Raw genomic sequence first — 16,150 nt, forward strand, 5'->3', positions numbered from 1 at the left:
GGGAGTGCCCGGGCCCGTCCGGCCCGGGCACTCCCCCGCCCACCCCTCACACCGGCTGCGGCTCCAGGTCGCGGTTGATCCGGCGCCAGGCGCGGGCCGCCTCGGCGATGGGGTGGTCCACGCCCAGCTGCTTGGCGGCCGGCTCCAGGATGGAGGCCCGCAGTCGCTGGGCCTCCTCCTCCCGGCCGGCCGCGCGCAGGGTGATCGCCAGGTTGGAGCGGCAGGCGAGCACATCGGGGTGGGTCGGCCCGAACCGCTCCAACAGGCCCTTGAGCGCTACCCGTTCCCAGCGCTCGGCCAGGTCGGGGCGGCCGAGGTCGCCGTAGGCGTTGGCGAGGTTGATCGCCGCGCACAGCGTGAACGGGTGCCGGGAACCGAGGACTTCCTCCAGGGCCGCCCGCACGTCCTCGCCGCCGCGCGCCGCCTCCTCCGCGGCGCCGAGGCCCCGCTGGTAGATGTACAGGTTGTTGCGGCAGGCCAGGGTGAAGGGGTGCTCCTCGCCCAGGGTGCTCTGGTAGCCCTCGTAGGCCTGGAGGGCGAGGTCGAGGGCGGCCTGTTTGTCGCCGGTCGCCGAGAAGTCCGCGGCCAGGTTCAGGCAGCAGGCGAGCGCGTCCGGCGCCTTGGTCCCGTACCGGCCGCGGTAGCGGTTGTACGTTTCCTCGGTGAGCCGCTTGGCCTCGTGCGGGTGCCCGGCCTTGCGCAGGGACACCGCGAGGCTCTTGGCGGTGCGCAGCGCCTCGGGCACGTCCGCGTTGAGGACGCGCTCGAACGCCGCCACCACCGCGCGCAGTACCTGGATGGAGGCCGTGTACTCGCCGCTCTCGCGCAGGTCCCTCGCCAGGTGGCCCTTGGTGGTGAGGGTGAAGGGGTGCTCCTCGCCCAGCAGGGCGCTGCGCCGCTCCACCGTCTCCTCGTCCAGCCGGCGGGCCGCCTCGCTGTCGCCGCTGAGCCGGTAGTCGATGGCGAGGTTGTTGGCCGCGATGAGGGTACGGGGATGGTTCTCGCCGAAGATCTGGCGCAGCCCGTGGTAGATCCGCAGGTCCCGGGTGAGGGCCTCGTCGAACCGGCCGAGCGCGCGCAGGTCGGCGGCGAGGCTCCCGGTGGTGATGAGGATGCTGGGGTGGTCGTCGTTGGGGTGGTCCTTGTGCAGGACGCTGATCTGCCGGGCCAGGGTGTCCTCGTCCATCGCCCGGGCCTCCTGGTACTTGCCCTGGGCGCGCAGCGCGTTGGCCAGCTCGAAGCGGATGTTGAGGGTCTGGAGGTCGTTCTCGCCGAGCTCGCGCGTCCAGACCTTGTTGAGCTGGGTGCCGAGCACCCGGGCGCTCTCCAGTTCGCCGCGCTTGAGCAGGTAGCGGATGCGGTCGACCATCAGCTGGCGGACCTTCTCCTCGTCGCAGTCCGCGATGCCGGAGGCGCTCAGATGCGGCCAGATCAGCTCGAAACTGGGCCAGCTCTTGGGGTCGTTGACGGGGTTGTCCCGGTCGACGCCCTCGACCGGACGGGCCTCGGCGAGGATGCGGTGCACCTCGTGCTTGGCGGTGTCCACCTCTTCCTCGCTGAGCCCGGCCCGCACCGCGGCCTGGACCAGCCGGTGCACCTGGATGCTGCTGTCCGCCGGGTCGACCTTGGCGAGCGCGAACCGGTTCAGCGTCTGGATGACCTTGCCCAGCATGTACCGCTCGCGCAGATCCGGGTCGTACGGCAGGAGTGACTCGAACATCGAGTCGCTGCCGATCAGCCGCATCGAGATGGGCTCGGCCGAGAAGAACGAGCAGAGCTCCAACAGGCGTACCGCCGCCTTGGATTCGTCGCGCAGCCGGCTGATGGAGATGTTCCAGGTGGCGCCGATCTGCTCCGAGTAGTCCTCGGGCTTGCCGAGGGAGAGGACCTTGGTGCTCTGCTCCCTGAGCTGTTCCACATACGCGTCGACCGGCGTCGCGGTCTCGGCGAGCCAGGCGGCGGCGACCTCGACCGCGAGGGGCAGGTCACCGACCGCGTCGGCGACCCGGTCGGCGTCGGCGACGGGCAGCTTGGTGACCCGGCGGCACAGGTGCTCGATGCTCTCGGCGCGGGTGAAGACCTCGACCTCGATGCCCTCCACCCTCGTCGAGGCGGGTTTGTTGCGGCAGGTGGCGAGTATGTGGCCGTAGGTCTCGCCCGCGATGGGCTCCATCTCCTCCGGGAGCAGTTTCAGCGCCCGGTCGAGGTCCTCGACATTGTCGAAGATCAGCAGCCAGCGGGAGTACGGAGCGCCGCGCCGCAGCGCCTGGAGGGCGGCCGCGGCGGCCTCGGCCACCACGTCACCGGCCCTGAGGTCCATCTCGGCGGCGAGTTCGGCGAGCGAGGACACCACCCGGTCGGGCTGCTCCGCCTCGATCCACCACACCAGGTCGTAGTCGGCGCGGAAGCGGTGCGCGTACTCCCGGGCCACCTGTGTCTTGCCGACGCCGCCGAGGCCGTACAGGACCTGCGGGAAGCGCTGGGCGGAGCGGCTGTCGCCGCGCAGCTGGTCGCGCAGCCGCTCCAGGACGGTGGTGCGTCCGGTGAACCAGGCGTGCCGGGGCCGGACGTTCCAGATCTTGGGCACGCTGCCCGGATAGCGCGGCCCGGCCGGCGCGGAGACGAAGGCCGCGACCGCCTCGGACCGGTCGAGCGCGTTGAGAACGGCGGCCGCCGCGTCGTTCTCGTCCAGGCGGACGAGGTCGATGACACCGCGGTTGCTGAGCGGCGGGCTGAGCCGTACGTCACCGACGCGCACCGGCAGGATGTGGCGCCGCACGCCGGCCGCGTCGAGCCCGCTGCCGGTCTCCCAGGAGCTCCTGGCCCGCTCGGAGTTGAGGTAGGACTGCGAGACGATGGGGATGACGCGGTAGCCGATCCCGGTGGTGAACTCGACCTCGGGAGTGCCGGTTCGGGGTGCGCGGACATCGACCGGCACGACATGGAAGCCGGCCACGGTCAGCACGTGCACCAGCCAGTCCACCCACATCTGGTCCTCGGCGACGTGGGTGAGGACCAGGTTCGACGGCGGCATGGGCCGGCGCCTGGTGTAGGCCGCGACATGGGTGAGCCGGTCGGCCTCGTCGATGGGCGGCAGCGAGTTGACGAGTCCGCCGGTGAGCACGGAGGTGAGCCGTTCGCAGGCGCTGAGCATGGAGCTGCTGACGTTGGGGGCGTCGCCGAAGGTGGCGAGGATCTCCTCGTACGCGTAGAAGGGGCGGTAGGGAACCTCCACCGTGCCCCAGTAGTTGCCGAGCTCCTCGGGGTTGAGGCCGCTGGGGAACCCGGGGAAGCTCTCGCGGGCCAGGGCCCGTCCGGCGTCCGCCTTCTCCTTCTCGCCGTCGTCGATGCGCATCGGGACGGGCAGGATGCGGATGCGCCGCTCGTGGTAGCGCTCCTCGATGTCGCGGGCCACCGCGGAGGCGCCGTCGATGCTCTGGTCGCTCAACGTGAAGCAGACGACGAGGACTTCGGGCATCTGGACGGTGCAGATGTCGGCGATGTCGCTGAGCCCGGTGCGGCTGTCGATCAGGGTGTAGTCGTAGTGGCGCTGCATGTCGTCGCGCATGGCGTCGAAGAACTGGCCGCCGCCGAAGCGCTCGTGGAAGTCGTCCCAGTCCATCTTGCCGACGATGGAGGGGTAGTCGCGGTTGCGCCGGCCGGCCGAGAGGAAGTCGAGGCTGCCGCCCTGGGGGAAGTTCCAGTTGAGGGAGGTGGCGTGCGGGCGCACCCGGGCGTACTCGCGGTGCCAGTCGGGTTCGCGGTCGGCCGGGCGCCGGGCCTCGTCCTGGTAGTCGGTGATCAGGTTGATCAGACCCGGGGTCGCCTCCAGGTCGGCGAGGTCGAGGAAGGGGTGGAAGAACCGGTGCAGACCCGGCGCCTCCAGGTCCCAGTCCACCGCCAGGACCCGGTACCCGTTGGCCGCCAGGATCCAGGCGCAGTTCGCCAGCGCCATGGTCCGTCCGGTGCCGCCCTTGTACGAGTAGAACGTGACGACGGTCCCGTTGCGGTTCTCAGTCATCTGATGAGCCCTCCGCCTTATCACCGTGGTTCTTGTCCTGGTCCGTGCTCTGACCGCGGCCGCTGGGGCCACCCGCGCCGTAGCCGATGCCGCCCGGAAGCACTCGGGGCATCGGCCCACCGCTTCCGGGCGGTGGATAGGTCGGCGCGTTGGCCTCGTAGTGTTTGACCGCCGCCTTCACGGCCCCCGGGATCGCCTTGCTGAAGGCTTCGAGGGTGGGCAGTCCGGCGCTCGGTGTGCGGTGCCCGTCGCTCTCGTCGACCCGGGTGGCGAGCGCGGCGTCGGTCTGCTGCGACAACTCCTCGTTGCGCGCGCGGGTTTCGGGGTCGTCCACGTTCCCGGGGACCATGACGCTGATCCAGGGCCGACGGCCGGCGCCGAGCTGGTCGAGGAGTTCGCGGCGGCGCCGGGCGTCCAGGGCCCAGCGGTCGAGGAGCAGCAGACCGGGCCCGGGTGGGCCGGAGGCGAGGAGCCGCTGGGGCTCGGCCTCGAAGTCGCTGAGGTGCACGGTGTAGTTCAGGTTGCGTACGACGTCGACGGTGTGGTCGGCGAGCGGTCTGGAGGAGGCGGGGTGGTAGGGGTTCCAGTCGAGGGCCTCGGTTCCGTAGCAGTCCGGGCTGCGTCCGGTGGGGAGGCTGGAGCGCGAACAGGCGAGGACGGAGACCTCCATCTCACGGGCCGGGCCACCGGTCGGTCCGAAGGCGGGCGGCACCTTGGCATAGTCCTGGTGCGGGTCGCCGTGCTCCAGCTGGGCTTGCTGGGCCACGCTCACGATGCGTTTGGCCAGCCGGTAGACGGCGCGTTCGTACTGGTCCCGCAGGTAGTTGAGCTTGATGAGCCCGTAGAAGCCCTCGTCGGCGTACTCGTCGCCGAAGGTGGCGTGGTTGAACTGGAGCCGCTCGGCGGGCTGGGGCAGCTGTCTCGTCGGCACAGGCACCCACAGTGCGGGCACTATTCCGGTGACGGGATTGCTGTTGTTGTTGCTGTGACGGGTGTTCTGCGAGGCGGCCCGGCTGGAGAAGGCGAACCACTCCCTGCCGCACTGTTCGCTGAGGAAATAGCGCGGCGAATAGAGCGGTACGAACACCTTGCAGAAGGCCAGCGCCTCCGAGAGCCGCTCCTGCCAGCCCTCACCGGGCTGCATCTGCTGATCCATGAAGCCGGCACTGCCGGCCGGGAGAGGCGTCAGCTGCATCACATGGGCGCAGAGGTCCCGGAAGAACCGCTGGACCCACAGGTTGGGGTCCTTGTCCTTGGGGTCGCTCTTCGGTGTGTGCGCGTAGCTGAGGAAGAAGTACGGCTTCTGCTCATCTCCCCCGGCCCCCACTGATCCCTGCACCACTGTCTCCCCCGGTCCAAGTGGATGGGACCTCAGTGTAGGAACGGAGGATTCTCCGGCGGAACAGAACGAACAAACCCATGGGTCGATCCACTCACGGAGTTTCGATCAGATCATGACCGAAATCATGCGGCGTTCGTCGAGTGGATCAACCAATTAGGGGGAGAATTCGCTCAATTCGCAGGTGAATTCACTCGGAGCCGCCTTCGACTCGGGTCTTCCAGGCGGCACGATGACGCCTGGCGGAGTCCTGTGCGGCGGTGAGCGCGGCCGGCGAGACGGCCTCGCCCCGCCACCTTGAGACGGTCTCACCCATGCGTCCGACGAAGCGTTGCCCCAGGTCGGTGAGGGATCCCGAACCGAGCAGCACCTCCACGGCCTCCCCCGTCTGCTGCCGCCAGCGGGTGAACTCGGCCTCGGCTGCGGCCCGTTCGCGGTCCGTACCGGCCTTCTGGCGGCGCACCCGCCAGAAGTCGGTCACCGCGATGTGGGCGTACGTTCCCTGGAGCAGGCCCCCGATCGGGCGCGGATCCTCGCGCCAGGGGGCGTAGTAGCGGTCACGGTCGGCCTTGTCGTACAGGTCGACCGTGTCGAGGACCGCGGCGAGCTTCACATGCTGGAACTCGTGGACGATCAGCAGGGCGAGCTGTTCGGGCGAGGCGGGCCGCGCCACCCCGATCGCGCCCCAGGCGTCCTTGCAGGCGGCGCTGACATCGCTGCCGTCCGGCGCGTGCAGGGGCGTGATCAGCCGCAACCCCGCGGCCACGCCGTCGGCGTAGGCGGGCAGTTCGCGCCGGATCAGGGACCAGGCCCCGGTCAGGTCCTCGGACCACAGCTTGGCCTCGCCGGACGCGAGCCGCTCGGCGACGGGCCACTCGTGGCAGTCGCGCAGCGGGTCGGTGTCCTCGATGGCCACGCTCCAGCCGTCGCCCGCGAAGAGGCGTACGGGACGCCAGTGCGGGGAAGGGCCGTCCATGCCCTCGTGCCAGCCGATGTCGAGCCCGAACGCGCCGGCCCGCACGGTGAACCCCTCGGCGCCCGCGCTTACTTCGGCATGGGTGGCCGAGCCGTCGAGCCGTACGGTGCCGAGCCCGGGCAGCCGTAGCAGGCCGTCGCGCAGCGGCACCGCGACGGCGCGGTCGAGGCGGGCGCGCAGCGCGGTGGTGGCCGCGATCTCGGCGAGGCCCGGGCCGGGTGCCACCCGGCCTTCGAGCACGCTCAGCGCCCACGGCCGCGTGTAGGGGTGGGCGAGGACACCGGCGAGTTCGTCGGGCACCTCGGCGTCGAGCTGGGTCAACAGGTCCCAGGCGGCGGCGCCTTCGCGGTCGGACGGGGCGATGCGCTGCTCGCTGACGGCGGCGAGCAGTTCCTGGTTGATGTCGAGCTGGGCCGCAGCCAGCCGGGTCACGGTGTCCGCTCCGCCGAAACCGGCCGCCAGCGCCTCGAAGTCGGCCTCTTGCAGGGCCGGTTCGGCGGCTGACGGGGTCGGTGCGGGCCTGGCCGCCTCCCGGTCTCGCACGCTGGTGACCAGGGCGAACAGGTCGGGGCAGAACACCGAGGGGTTGTCGAACTCGCTGCCGCCGGAGCGGTAGCGGTGGGCGTAGAGTCCGCCGCCGCAGGACTGGACGACCGGGCAGGCGCGGCACTGTTCGCAGAGCCGCTCGGCGCCCTGCTGGCGGGCGAGCATGCCGGGGTGCTGGAGGACGTCGTCGAGCGAGTGCGTGAAGACGTTCATGCCGGTGGCGGGGGCGCCGTCGTAGGACGTCTTGAGGCTGTCGGCCTGTTCGAAGGTGCCGTCGGTCTCGATCACGACGAGGTCGGCGGGCGCGAGCCCCAGCGATTCGGTGAGGCTGCTCTCGCCGCGCAGGGTGCGCAGCACGGAGTCGAAGATGCGGACCGGGACCGGGCGCCCCGCCGCGTCCCAGCGGCCGTAGATCGCGTCGAGCCAGTCGGCGTAGGGGGTGGCCGCGCCGCCCGGGCGGGGCGGCGGCGTGTCCCAAGTGGCGTGCGGCAGAAGGAAGTCGATGCGCGGCGGCGACAGTTCCACGAGGGCGTCGTAGACGGCGACCGGGTCGTTCTCTACGTCGATGGTGCAGAGCAGCCCGGCGAACAGGCGCCGGTAGCGCGGGCGGTTGAGGAGTTCGACCGCCCGGATGACCTTGGCGTGGCTGCTGCGGCCGTCCGCGTAGCGGCGGTGGCGGTCGTTGGAGACCTTGTCGCCGTCGAGGGAGACACCGACCTTGATGCCGAGTTCCAGGAAGAGTTCGCAGAACGTCTCGTCGAGCAGCACACCGTTGGTGTGCATGCGCAGATCGAGGGAACACACTCCGTGCAGGGCCCGCTGGAGTTCCTCGGCGGCGCGGCGCAGCCGGCCGGGGCCCGCCAGCAGGGGCTCGCCGCCGTGCAGGACGACGTGGACGGCGGGGAGTCGATGGTGTCGGGCGTGCTCGGCGATACGGTTCGCCACTTGGGCGAGGATGTCCTCCGAGACGGCGCGGGGCTTGCCCCGCCAACTGGTGTCCGCGTGCTCGTAGACGTAACAGTGGTCGCACGCCAGGTCGCATCGGCTGTGTACCTTCAGCACGAACTGCGACAGGGCAGGCGGAATCGGCCGGTCCATGGGTTGAGTCGTTCCGCCCGTCAGAGCGCCGACTGGAAGGCGGACGCGGCGGGAACCGCGGGGCTCCCGTACGCCGCCATCACCCTGGTCAGATTCGCCGGGGCCCGGCCGGCGCCCTGCGCCGCCGCCCGCTGCACCAGGGGGAGCCACTGAGGGGCCGGCCTGTGGAGGGCGGGGCCGGGCCGTACGGCCGCCGAGACGAGAGCGTCCACGTGAGCGCCTTTCGGATCGTAGCGCGCCGTCCTCGCGGCGGGGTCTTCTCCGGGTCACCGCGTGGACGGGGCTCATAGAGCGAGCATGGGTTTTGGTACCTCGTGCAATGCGGCCGCACGCCGTGCCCATGTGCGCTCAAGCGCCACGAGCGACTGGTCCGGCCACTGCCGCCTCCCCGGGACACCACAACTGCCTTGGCCCGTGCCCAGGTTCGGCGTCGGCGCGGAATCCACTCGCACGAGTGGTTTCGTCCAAGGTGAACTCCGCTTCGCGTCGCCCCCCGGAGTCGCGGGAGTGACGATAGCCAGCCTCCACCCGACTCGGCCCCCATTGCCAGACCCGGGCCGAAATCGTCCAGAAGGCGACACCGAACCGGTCACGTCCACCATCAACGCTAACAGGCCCTGCCGGAAAGGCAGTTGGGGGCTCAGCGTTCGAACGGGACCGAGATCGCCATCGTCATGGTGACGGGCTCCGAGCCCGTATTGCGGTACGTGTGCGCGGCGTTGGCCTCGAAGGACGCCGAATGGCCGGCGGGGATGGCGTGGTCGACCCCGTCCACGACGAGCGTGAGGGTGCCTTCGGTGACGTGGAGCAGCTCGATGGTGCCCGCCGGATGCGGGTCCGAGTTGCTGCCGTCGCCCGGCATCAGGTGCCAGTGCCACATTTCGAGGGGGCCGGGCGCCTCGGTGCCGGCGAGCAGCGTGCTGTAGCTCCCCCGCTCGGTGGACCAGAGCCGGACGGCCTGGTCGGGCGGGACGATGCGGACCTTGGGGCCGCTCTCGTAGTCGAGCAGCGTGGTGACGCTCACGCCGAGCGCGTCACCGATCTTCACCACCGTGCCCACACTGGGGTTGGTCCGGGCCTGCTCGATCTGAATGAGCATGCCGCGGCTGACGCCGGCCCGGGTCGCGAGCGCGTCGAGGGTGAAGCCGCGCTCGGTGCGCCAGCGCTTGACGTTGCGGGCCAGTGACTGGGTCAGCAGTTCGAGGTCCGACACATTCCGTCCATGAAGTGGGCCCGAGAGGGGCCGTCCAATATCTTTGATGACACAGTTCAATACAGTGCACTATCCTGCGGTACACGCCACTGTTCTCCTGTGTCACCGCACTGTACTGCGAGGCCCCCATGACAGCACTGTTCGCCCTGGCCACCAGCCTCCTGTGGGGACTGGCCGACTTCGGCGGCGGGCTGCTCACCCGGCGGATGCCCGCCCTGACCGTCGTGGTCGCCTCGCAGACGGTGGCCGTGGTGGTGCTCGGCGCGGTCGTGATCGCCACCGGCGGGTGGCACGAGGCAGGCCCGCAGCTCTGGTTCGCGGTGGCGGCGGGGGCCGTGGGTCCGGTCGCCATGCTCAGCTTCTACAAGGCCCTCGCGCTCGGCCCCATGGGCGTCGTCTCCCCGCTCGGCTCGCTGGGCGTCGCGGTGCCGGTCGGGGTCGGGCTCGTCCTCGGAGAGCGGCCGGGGGTGTTGCAGTTCGCCGGGATCGCGGTGGCCGTGGCCGGCATCTTGCTCGCGGGCGGCCCGGAGTTCCGGGGCGCCGCCGTGCGCCGCCAGGCCGTGCTGCTCACCCTGCTCGCCGCCTTCGGCTTCGGGGCGGTCATGTCGCTGATCTCCGAGGCGTCCACCACCGTGACCGGCCTCTTCCTCGCGCTCTTCGTGCAGCGCGTCACCAACGTCGCGGTCGGCGGCACCGCGCTGTTCGTCTCGGTACGGCGCGGCGCCCGCGCGCTGCCCGAGCAGGGCGGGCCGCGCGCGGTGTGGCTCGCCCTGCCCGCGCTCGCCTTCGTCGGCCTCGCCGACGTGGCCGCCAACGGGACGTACTCCATCGCCGCCCAGCACGGTCCGGTCACCATCGCGGCGGTGCTCGCCTCGCTCTACCCGGTGGTCACCGCGCTCGCCGCGCGCGGGGTCCTCAAGGAGCGGCTGCGGGCGGTGCAGGCGGCGGGGGCGGGTCTCGCGCTGGTCGGCACGGTCCTGCTCGCGAGCGGCTGACCGGAGCCCAGGGCCGAGTCCCCGTCCGGACCCGGGCGGCGGCCCGGCCACGGCTCTCAGGCCTCTTCGGGCGCCAACTCCGCGATGGCGAGGAGCTGTTCGGGAGTGATGCCCTCGGGGATGGGCACCGGCGCGGGCGTGCGCAGCGGCGGCTGCCAGCCGTTCTCCTCGTCCCAGGTCCGTACGATCCGCGCGGGCGCGCCGGCCACCACCGCATGGTCGGGCACCTCGCCGCGCACCACCGCGCCGGCCGCCACGACCACGTTGCGGCCGAGCCGGGCCCCGGGCAGCACCACGGCCCCGGTGCCGAGCCAGCAGCCCGGGCCGATCTCCACCGGCTCCATGCGCGGCCACTGCTTGCCCACGGGCTCGCGCGGATCGTCGTAGCTGTGATTGGTCGAGGTGATGTAGACGTACGGGCCGCAGTACGTGTCCGAGCCGATGCTGACCGTCGTGTCGGCGATGACATGGCTGCCCCGGCCCAGTACGACACCGTTGCCCAGGGTCAGGATCGGCTCGGCGCCGAGGTCGAGGCCGGGCATCATCCCGGCGGTGAGGGTGACCTGTTCGCCGATGATGCAGTGGTCGCCCAGCTCGATCCACGGCTCGCCGAAGACCGTGCCCTGCGGGAAGGCGAGGCGGGTGCCGGAGCCGATCCGGCGGAAGCGCAGCCGCCCCGGACGTTCGGCGGTGACCGCGCCCGCCTCCCTGACCAGGGCCCAGCCGGCGTGGACCGCGCGGGAGGCGATGCGACGCCGCCAGGCGGTCAGCGACGAGAACGTGTTTCTGTTCTTGGGCACCCGCTCACGGTACTCATCGCCGACCCGGCCGATCAGGGCCGACGCCTGTGATCTTCCGCTCAGCACGGGACCCCGGCCGGCGGCGCGGGAGGACGGCCGGTCAGCCGGCGTGCGCCTTGCGGTGGTCCTCGGCCAGGCCCAGATACATCAGGGCGTTGACCTTGATGCCCTCGCGCTCCTCGTCGGTCAGCTCGCGCCGGACCTTGGCCGGTACGCCCGCGACCAGCGAACCCGGTGGCACGACCATGCCCTGCGGTACCAGGGCGTGCGCCGCGATCAGCGAACCCGCGCCGATCCGGGCGCCGTTGAGGACGGTGGCGCCCATGCCGACCAGCACGTCGTCCTCGACGGTGCAGCCGTGCAGCACCGCGTTGTGCCCGACGGTGACGCGCTCGCCGACGGTGACCGGGAAGCCCGGGTCCACGTGCACGGTGCAGTTGTCCTGGATGTTGCTCTCGGCGCCGATCACGATCGGCCCGCAGTCGGCCCGCAGGACCGCGTGGTACCAGACGCTCGCCCCCGCGCCCAGGGTCACCTCGCCGAGCACCACCGAGGTGGGTGCGGTGAATGCGGTCGGGGCGATGCCGGGCGTCTTGCCGCCCACTGCCACGACCAACGCCTGCTCTGCCATGCGCCACTCCTTGAACGGATTCCACTCGGGACGGATCCATCGCGCCGGGTGTCACGCTAAGCGACCGCGCCTGGGCCCGCGCGGCCGGGGGCCCGCTTACGATCGCGCGATGGCACTGTTCCGTATCGACCGCCGCACACCGCTCGCCCCCGCCGAGGCCTGGCGCCGGCTCACCGACTGGGAACGGCACGCCCAGGGCGTGCCGTTGACCCGGATCACCGTGGAGACCCCGCCGCCGAGCGGCCGGGGCACGGTCTTCGTGGCCCGCACCCGGCTCGGCCCGCTGGGCTTCGACGACCGCATGGAAATCACCCGCTGGGAGCCGCCGGCCGGGGCAGCGCCGGGCGTGTGCCGCCTGGAGAAGCGGGGCCGGGTCATCACGGGATGGGCCGAGATCGAGGTGGGCACGGCCGGTGAGGGCGGGCCCCCAGGACATGCACCGGGGGCCGGCACGTATCTGATCTGGCGTGAGGACCTGCGCGTCCGTGGGCTGCCGCGCGCGCTGGACGCGTTGACGGCTCGCGCGGGGCGGCTCCTGTTCGGGCACGCCATGAGCGTGCTCCTGAAGGACCCGGAGCGCTGAAGCTGACACCCGGACGGACCCGCCCCCGGTGGTGATCAGTCGCCGGCGGGCACGTTCTCCCGCGGGGAGCCGGCGGCCTCGGCCTCCGCCATGGATTTCTTCGCGCGGTTCTTGACGACCAGCATCGAGGCGACTCCGATGAGCAGTGCCGCCACCAGGCCGAGGTAGGAGAAGTTCTTCAGCCAGGACTCGGCGACGATGCCGAGGTAGTAGATGACGGCCGTGGTGCCGCCCGCCCAGCAGATGCCGCCCAGCACGTTGGCGATGAGGAACTTCCAGTACGGCATGTGCAGGACACCGGCGAGCGGCCCCGCGAAGATGCGGAGCAGCGCGATGAAACGGCCGAAGAAGACGGCCCACATGCCCCACTTCTGGAAGGATCGCTCCGCCATGGCGACATGGCCCTCGCTGAAGTGCTTGGGGAACTTGCGGCCGAGCCAGGCGAGCAGGGGCCTGCCGCCCTTGCGGCCGATCGCGTAGCCGATCGAGTCGCCGATGACCGCGCCGGCCGTGGCGCAGGCACCGAGCACGACGGGATTGATGTGGCCCTGCTGGGAGGCGAGCAGTGCCGAGCTCACCAGGACGATCTCGCCGGGCAGCGGGATGCCGAGGCTTTCGACCCCGATGACCAGTGCCACCAGAAGATAGACACTGACGGCGGGGATGTTCTCCAGCCAATCCTGGATGTGCAACGCCGCATTCCTCCCGCTAGCCCCGGGCCGGAGCCCGGCGTGCGCCCCCCTGGCGCACGCCGGGAAGCCTACCCGCTCAGGCCCGGCCGCCGGGCGGCCGCGATCCGACCCGGCCATGGCCCACCAGGCGCGGCTCGGCCGCCGAGACCCCCACGCTCACCTCACGCGTTCCGGTGCCGAGCACCCAGCCGTGCCGGTCGCCGTCCCACGAGGACAGCGAGCGCCGCGTGATGTGCACGGTCACCTCCTGCGCCCGGCCCGGCTCCAGGCGCAGTCTGCGGTAGCCGGCCAGGGCGCGGCGGACCTGGTCGAGGCGGAGGTCGGGCGAGGGGCCGAGGTAGACCTGGGCGACCGTGATGCCGGTACGGGCGCCGGTGTTGCGCACGGTGAAGCGGACCGCGAGCCCGTCGCCGTCGGGCCGCACGCTCAGGTCGGTGTAGGCGAAGGTGGTGTAGGAGAGGCCGTGCCCGAAGGGGAACAGCGGCGTCACGCCCTCGGTCTCGTACCAGCGATGGCCGAGGTGGATGCCCTCGGAGTACTCCTCGGTGCCGTTCACTCCGGGGTAGCGGCGGGGGTTCCCGGCCATGGGGTGGCGGTCCTCGGCGGCGGGGAAGGTCTGGGTGAGGCGGCCGCCCGGGTCGCAGTCCCCGAACAGGACGGCGGCGGTGGCCTCGGCGCCCTCCTGGCCCGGGTAGTACATCTGGAGGACCGCCCCGACGCGGCCCAGCCACGGCATGGTGGTGCACGACGAGGTGTTGAGCACCACCGCGGTGCGGGAGTTGGCGGCGGCGACCGCTTCGATCAGCTCGTTCTGGTGGCCCGGCAGGGCGAGGCTTGTGCGGTCGGCGCCCTCGGTGGCGTCCTCGTACGCGAACAGCACCACGCTGTCGGCGGCGCGGGCGGTGCGCACCGCCTCGGCGACGTCGGCGGCGCGGGTGGCTCCGGTGGTGCGGCGCAGGCGGAACAGCTGGCCCCGGTCGCGGCCCTTGGCGGTGACGGCGAGCCGGTGGGTACCCGCGGTGAGGCGCAGGGGGCTGCTGCGGCGGACCGCGAGTCCGTCCGGCGCGGTGCTGACGAGGCCGCCCGCGAAGAGTTCACCGAGGCCGGGGGCGGGCGGGAAGAGGTCGGTGCCGTCGAGCAGCACTTTGGGCCGGTCCCCCGAGTAGTGGATGACGAAGCTCCACTCGTCGTCGCCGGTGACGGTGAGGGTGCCGTCGTACGTCCAGGTGGCGCCGGGTTCGACGTGCTGCGCCTCGAAGTCGGCGCCCGGTGAGGTGCCGGGCAGCGGCTTGCCGAAGAGGTCCTCGCCGAGCGCGTAGTCGACGCGGGCGCCGTCGCCGGCCCGGGCGCGCAGCGCGTCGAGCGGGCTCTGGGCGTGGTCGGGCACGACGTGTGCGCTGCCGCCGCCGCTGACGAACGGGATGCTTCCGGTGGGGCCGATGACCGCGATGGAGCGGGCGGCCGTGCCGGTGAGCGGCAGGGTGGCATGCCGGTTGTGCAGCAGGGTGGCGCCGGCCCGGGCGACCTTGAGCGCGGTGCGCGCGCCGCGCCGGGCGTCGCGGACGGGGCGGGCGGGGGCGCTCCCGTCGAGCAGCGAGAAGCGGTCCATGACGGTCAGGATCCGGCGCACCGCCCGGTCGACCAGGGCCTGCGGAACGCTGCCGTCACGCACGGCGTCCCCCAGGGCATCGGCGAAGTAGTCGCCGCTCGGCATCTCCATGTCGAGCCCGGCGGCGAGGGCGGCGCCGGTGCTGTGCGCGGCGAACCAGTCCGTCATGACCCAGCCCTCGAAGCCCCAGTCGCCCCGCAGGATGTCGCTGAGAATTGGCTTGTTCTCGCAGGCGAAGGTTCCGTTGACCTTGTTGTACGCGCCCATCACCGCGCCCGCTCCGGCGCCGACGGCCGCCTCGAAGCCGCGTAGTTCGAGCTCGCGCAGGGGCTGTTCGGCGATCCGCACGTCGACGGTCATGCGGTCCTTCTCCTGGTTGTTCAGGGCGAAGTGCTTGACGGTGGCGATGAGCCCCTGGCTCTGGATGCCGCGGATCTCCTCGGCGACGAGGTCGGCGCTGAGCAGCGGGTCTTCGGAGAACGTCTCGTAGTTGCGTCCGGCGTACGGGGTCCTGATGAGGTTGACCATGGGCGACAGGAGGACGTCCTGGCCGAGCGCGCGGCCCTCGCGGCCGATGACCTCGCCGTACTCGCGGGCGAGTCCGGGGTCGAAGGCGGAGGCGAGCAGCACCGGCGCGGGCAGGGCGGTCGCGTGCGCGGCGACGCGGACGCCGGCCGGCCCGTCGGCGAGTCTGAGCGGGGGGATGCCGAGCCGCGGCACGCCGGGGACGTAACCGGCCTGGCCGAGGCTGCCCGGGTCGTCGGCGCCGTGCAGCAGGCCGATCTTCTCGTCCAGGGTGAGGCGCGCGAGGAGGTCCTCCACCCTGCGGGAGGCCGGGGCCGCGGCGAGCGCGCGGGCGGGGGCGGCGAGGGTGCCGGTCGCGGCGGCCGCGACCATGGCGGCGCCGCCGAGCAGACGCAGTGCTGACCTTCGGGAAACGGTGTCGGACATGGACCGTCACTCCTTTGTGTGCGGGCACGACGTGGTGGACCGCGGCACAGCAGGCGGCGGGCCGACGTTCGAGGTGTGAACGCACTATGCGCCACGACCCAGTTGACAACCCGTCAGGCGCCACGAGGCGCCGGGAAACGTAGGACCGTCCGGTGGAAGAGTCAATGCGGGCGCGCGGTCGGCGTTCGGAACATGGAGAAGGCGCCCCGGCCGGAGCCGGGACGCCTTCGGGTTCCGTAGCCTGCGCTCGGAGGGGTCAGGAGTGGGGGCGCAGGGTCCAGACGACGGTCATCTCGCCGGTCACGGCGTCGTCCGCGCGCTGGATCTCGATGTGGACCGGGAACTCGGGGCGCTGTCCCGCGTCCAGTTCGGCCACCACCTCGGCGATCGGGCGGCCCAGGGTGGCGGTCGCGGTGACGACCCCCTTGGCGAGCTTCTTGTAGCCGATCTCCGCCTTCACGGCGAGCGGCACGGCGCGGTGCATCTGGTCGCCGAAGGCGGCGATGACGATGGCGCCACTGGCGGACTCGGCGAGCGTGAACATCGCTCCGGCGTGCGGTCCGCCCACGTGGTTGTGGTAGTCGGCCTGGTCCGGAAGGCGCACCACGGCACGCTCGGGGGTGGTCTCCAGGAACTCCAGGTTCAGGGTGCGGGCCATGGGGACGGTCGCGGTGAGCATCTCGCCCACGGACATCT

12 protein-coding genes are annotated in these 16,150 nt (G+C 71.8%); 2 read left to right on the top strand and 10 right to left on the bottom strand.

From position 1 onward, the window contains the following. Positions 1-46 precede the first annotated feature (46 nt). The 5 genes from fxsT to ACFYNP_RS15350 all read right to left on the bottom strand — a co-directional run bounded on the left by fxsT (position 47) and on the right by ACFYNP_RS15350 (position 9,193). Positions 47-4,021, bottom strand: a complete 3,975-nt coding sequence (gene fxsT, locus ACFYNP_RS15330) for an FxSxx-COOH system tetratricopeptide repeat protein (RefSeq protein WP_388413050.1) — start codon at positions 4,019-4,021, stop codon at positions 47-49. Then, positions 4,014-5,360 (bottom strand): TIR-like protein FxsC, encoded by a 1,347-nt coding sequence (locus tag ACFYNP_RS15335; RefSeq protein WP_388785745.1) that lies wholly within the window; start codon positions 5,358-5,360, stop codon positions 4,014-4,016. Before ACFYNP_RS15335 ends, fxsT begins: the two co-directional genes overlap by 8 nt. Positions 5,361-5,550: 190 nt before the next feature. Beyond that, positions 5,551-7,980: an FxsB family cyclophane-forming radical SAM/SPASM peptide maturase gene (locus ACFYNP_RS15340; protein WP_388785747.1), complete on the bottom strand. Its 2,430-nt coding sequence runs from the start codon at positions 7,978-7,980 to the stop codon at positions 5,551-5,553. A gap of 20 nt (positions 7,981-8,000) precedes the next feature. Next, positions 8,001-8,192 (bottom strand): hypothetical protein, encoded by a 192-nt coding sequence (locus ACFYNP_RS15345; RefSeq protein WP_388413044.1) that lies wholly within the window; start codon positions 8,190-8,192, stop codon positions 8,001-8,003. Between the two features lie 428 nt (positions 8,193-8,620). Next, a complete protein-coding gene (locus tag ACFYNP_RS15350) occupies positions 8,621-9,193 on the bottom strand; it encodes a helix-turn-helix domain-containing protein (RefSeq protein ID WP_388785748.1) in 573 nt (190 codons plus the stop codon). Positions 9,194-9,321: 128 nt separating this feature from the next. Here ACFYNP_RS15350 and ACFYNP_RS15355 point away from each other — a divergent pair, with 128 nt between their 5' ends. Next, complete coding sequence (locus ACFYNP_RS15355; RefSeq protein WP_388785749.1) at positions 9,322-10,188, top strand: EamA family transporter; 867 nt, start codon at positions 9,322-9,324, stop codon at positions 10,186-10,188. Positions 10,189-10,244: 56 nt separating this feature from the next. Here the strand turns inward: ACFYNP_RS15355 and ACFYNP_RS15360 are convergent, their stop codons facing one another. Both ACFYNP_RS15360 and ACFYNP_RS15365 read right to left on the bottom strand, forming a co-directional pair. Beyond that, the gene (locus tag ACFYNP_RS15360) at positions 10,245-10,988 is read right to left on the bottom strand and encodes an acyltransferase (RefSeq protein WP_388413039.1); all 744 of its coding nucleotides are present in this window, start codon (positions 10,986-10,988) and stop codon (positions 10,245-10,247) included. Between the two features lie 100 nt (positions 10,989-11,088). Continuing rightward, the gene (locus ACFYNP_RS15365; RefSeq protein WP_388785751.1) at positions 11,089-11,619 is read right to left on the bottom strand and encodes a gamma carbonic anhydrase family protein; all 531 of its coding nucleotides are present in this window, start codon (positions 11,617-11,619) and stop codon (positions 11,089-11,091) included. A 109-nt stretch (positions 11,620-11,728) separates the two neighbouring features. On the opposite strand from ACFYNP_RS15365, the gene ACFYNP_RS15370 reads away from it, so the two are divergent. Further along, positions 11,729-12,202 carry an SRPBCC family protein gene (locus ACFYNP_RS15370; protein ID WP_388785753.1) on the top strand — a complete coding sequence of 158 codons (474 nt, stop codon included), beginning with the start codon at positions 11,729-11,731 and terminating at the stop codon, positions 12,200-12,202. A gap of 35 nt (positions 12,203-12,237) precedes the next feature. Here the strand turns inward: ACFYNP_RS15370 and ACFYNP_RS15375 are convergent, their stop codons facing one another. The 3 genes from ACFYNP_RS15375 to ACFYNP_RS15385 form a co-directional block, all read right to left on the bottom strand. Continuing rightward, on the bottom strand, positions 12,238-12,894 hold the full coding sequence (locus ACFYNP_RS15375) for a DedA family protein (RefSeq protein WP_388413034.1): 657 nt from the start codon (positions 12,892-12,894) through the stop codon (positions 12,238-12,240). Between the two features lie 76 nt (positions 12,895-12,970). After that, positions 12,971-15,454, bottom strand: a complete 2,484-nt coding sequence (locus ACFYNP_RS15380) for a beta-glucosidase (RefSeq protein WP_388785754.1) — start codon at positions 15,452-15,454, stop codon at positions 12,971-12,973. Between the two features lie 256 nt (positions 15,455-15,710). Beyond that, complete coding sequence (locus ACFYNP_RS15385; protein ID WP_388413569.1) at positions 15,711-16,148, bottom strand: DUF4442 domain-containing protein; 438 nt, start codon at positions 16,146-16,148, stop codon at positions 15,711-15,713. Between the last annotated feature and the right edge of the window lie 2 nt (positions 16,149-16,150).

This window comes from Streptomyces sp. NPDC006691, assembly GCF_042869955.1.
GTDB lineage: Bacteria > Actinomycetota > Actinomycetes > Streptomycetales > Streptomycetaceae > Streptomyces.

Bases quoted from the DNA above. Each gene is read 5' to 3' on its own strand.
- ACFYNP_RS15370 (WP_388785753.1), top strand. From the start codon at position 11,729: ATGGCACTGTTCCGTATCGACCGCCGCACACCGCTCGCCCCCGCCGAG.
- fxsT (WP_388413050.1), bottom strand. From the start codon at position 4,021: ATGACTGAGAACCGCAACGGGACCGTCGTCACGTTCTACTCGTACAAG.
- ACFYNP_RS15340 (WP_388785747.1), bottom strand. From the start codon at position 7,980: ATGGACCGGCCGATTCCGCCTGCCCTGTCGCAGTTCGTGCTGAAGGTA.
- ACFYNP_RS15380 (WP_388785754.1), bottom strand. From the start codon at position 15,454: ATGTCCGACACCGTTTCCCGAAGGTCAGCACTGCGTCTGCTCGGCGGC.
- ACFYNP_RS15365 (WP_388785751.1), bottom strand. From the start codon at position 11,619: ATGGCAGAGCAGGCGTTGGTCGTGGCAGTGGGCGGCAAGACGCCCGGC.
- ACFYNP_RS15355 (WP_388785749.1), top strand. From the start codon at position 9,322: ATGACAGCACTGTTCGCCCTGGCCACCAGCCTCCTGTGGGGACTGGCC.
- ACFYNP_RS15385 (WP_388413569.1), bottom strand. From the start codon at position 16,148: ATGTCCGTGGGCGAGATGCTCACCGCGACCGTCCCCATGGCCCGCACC.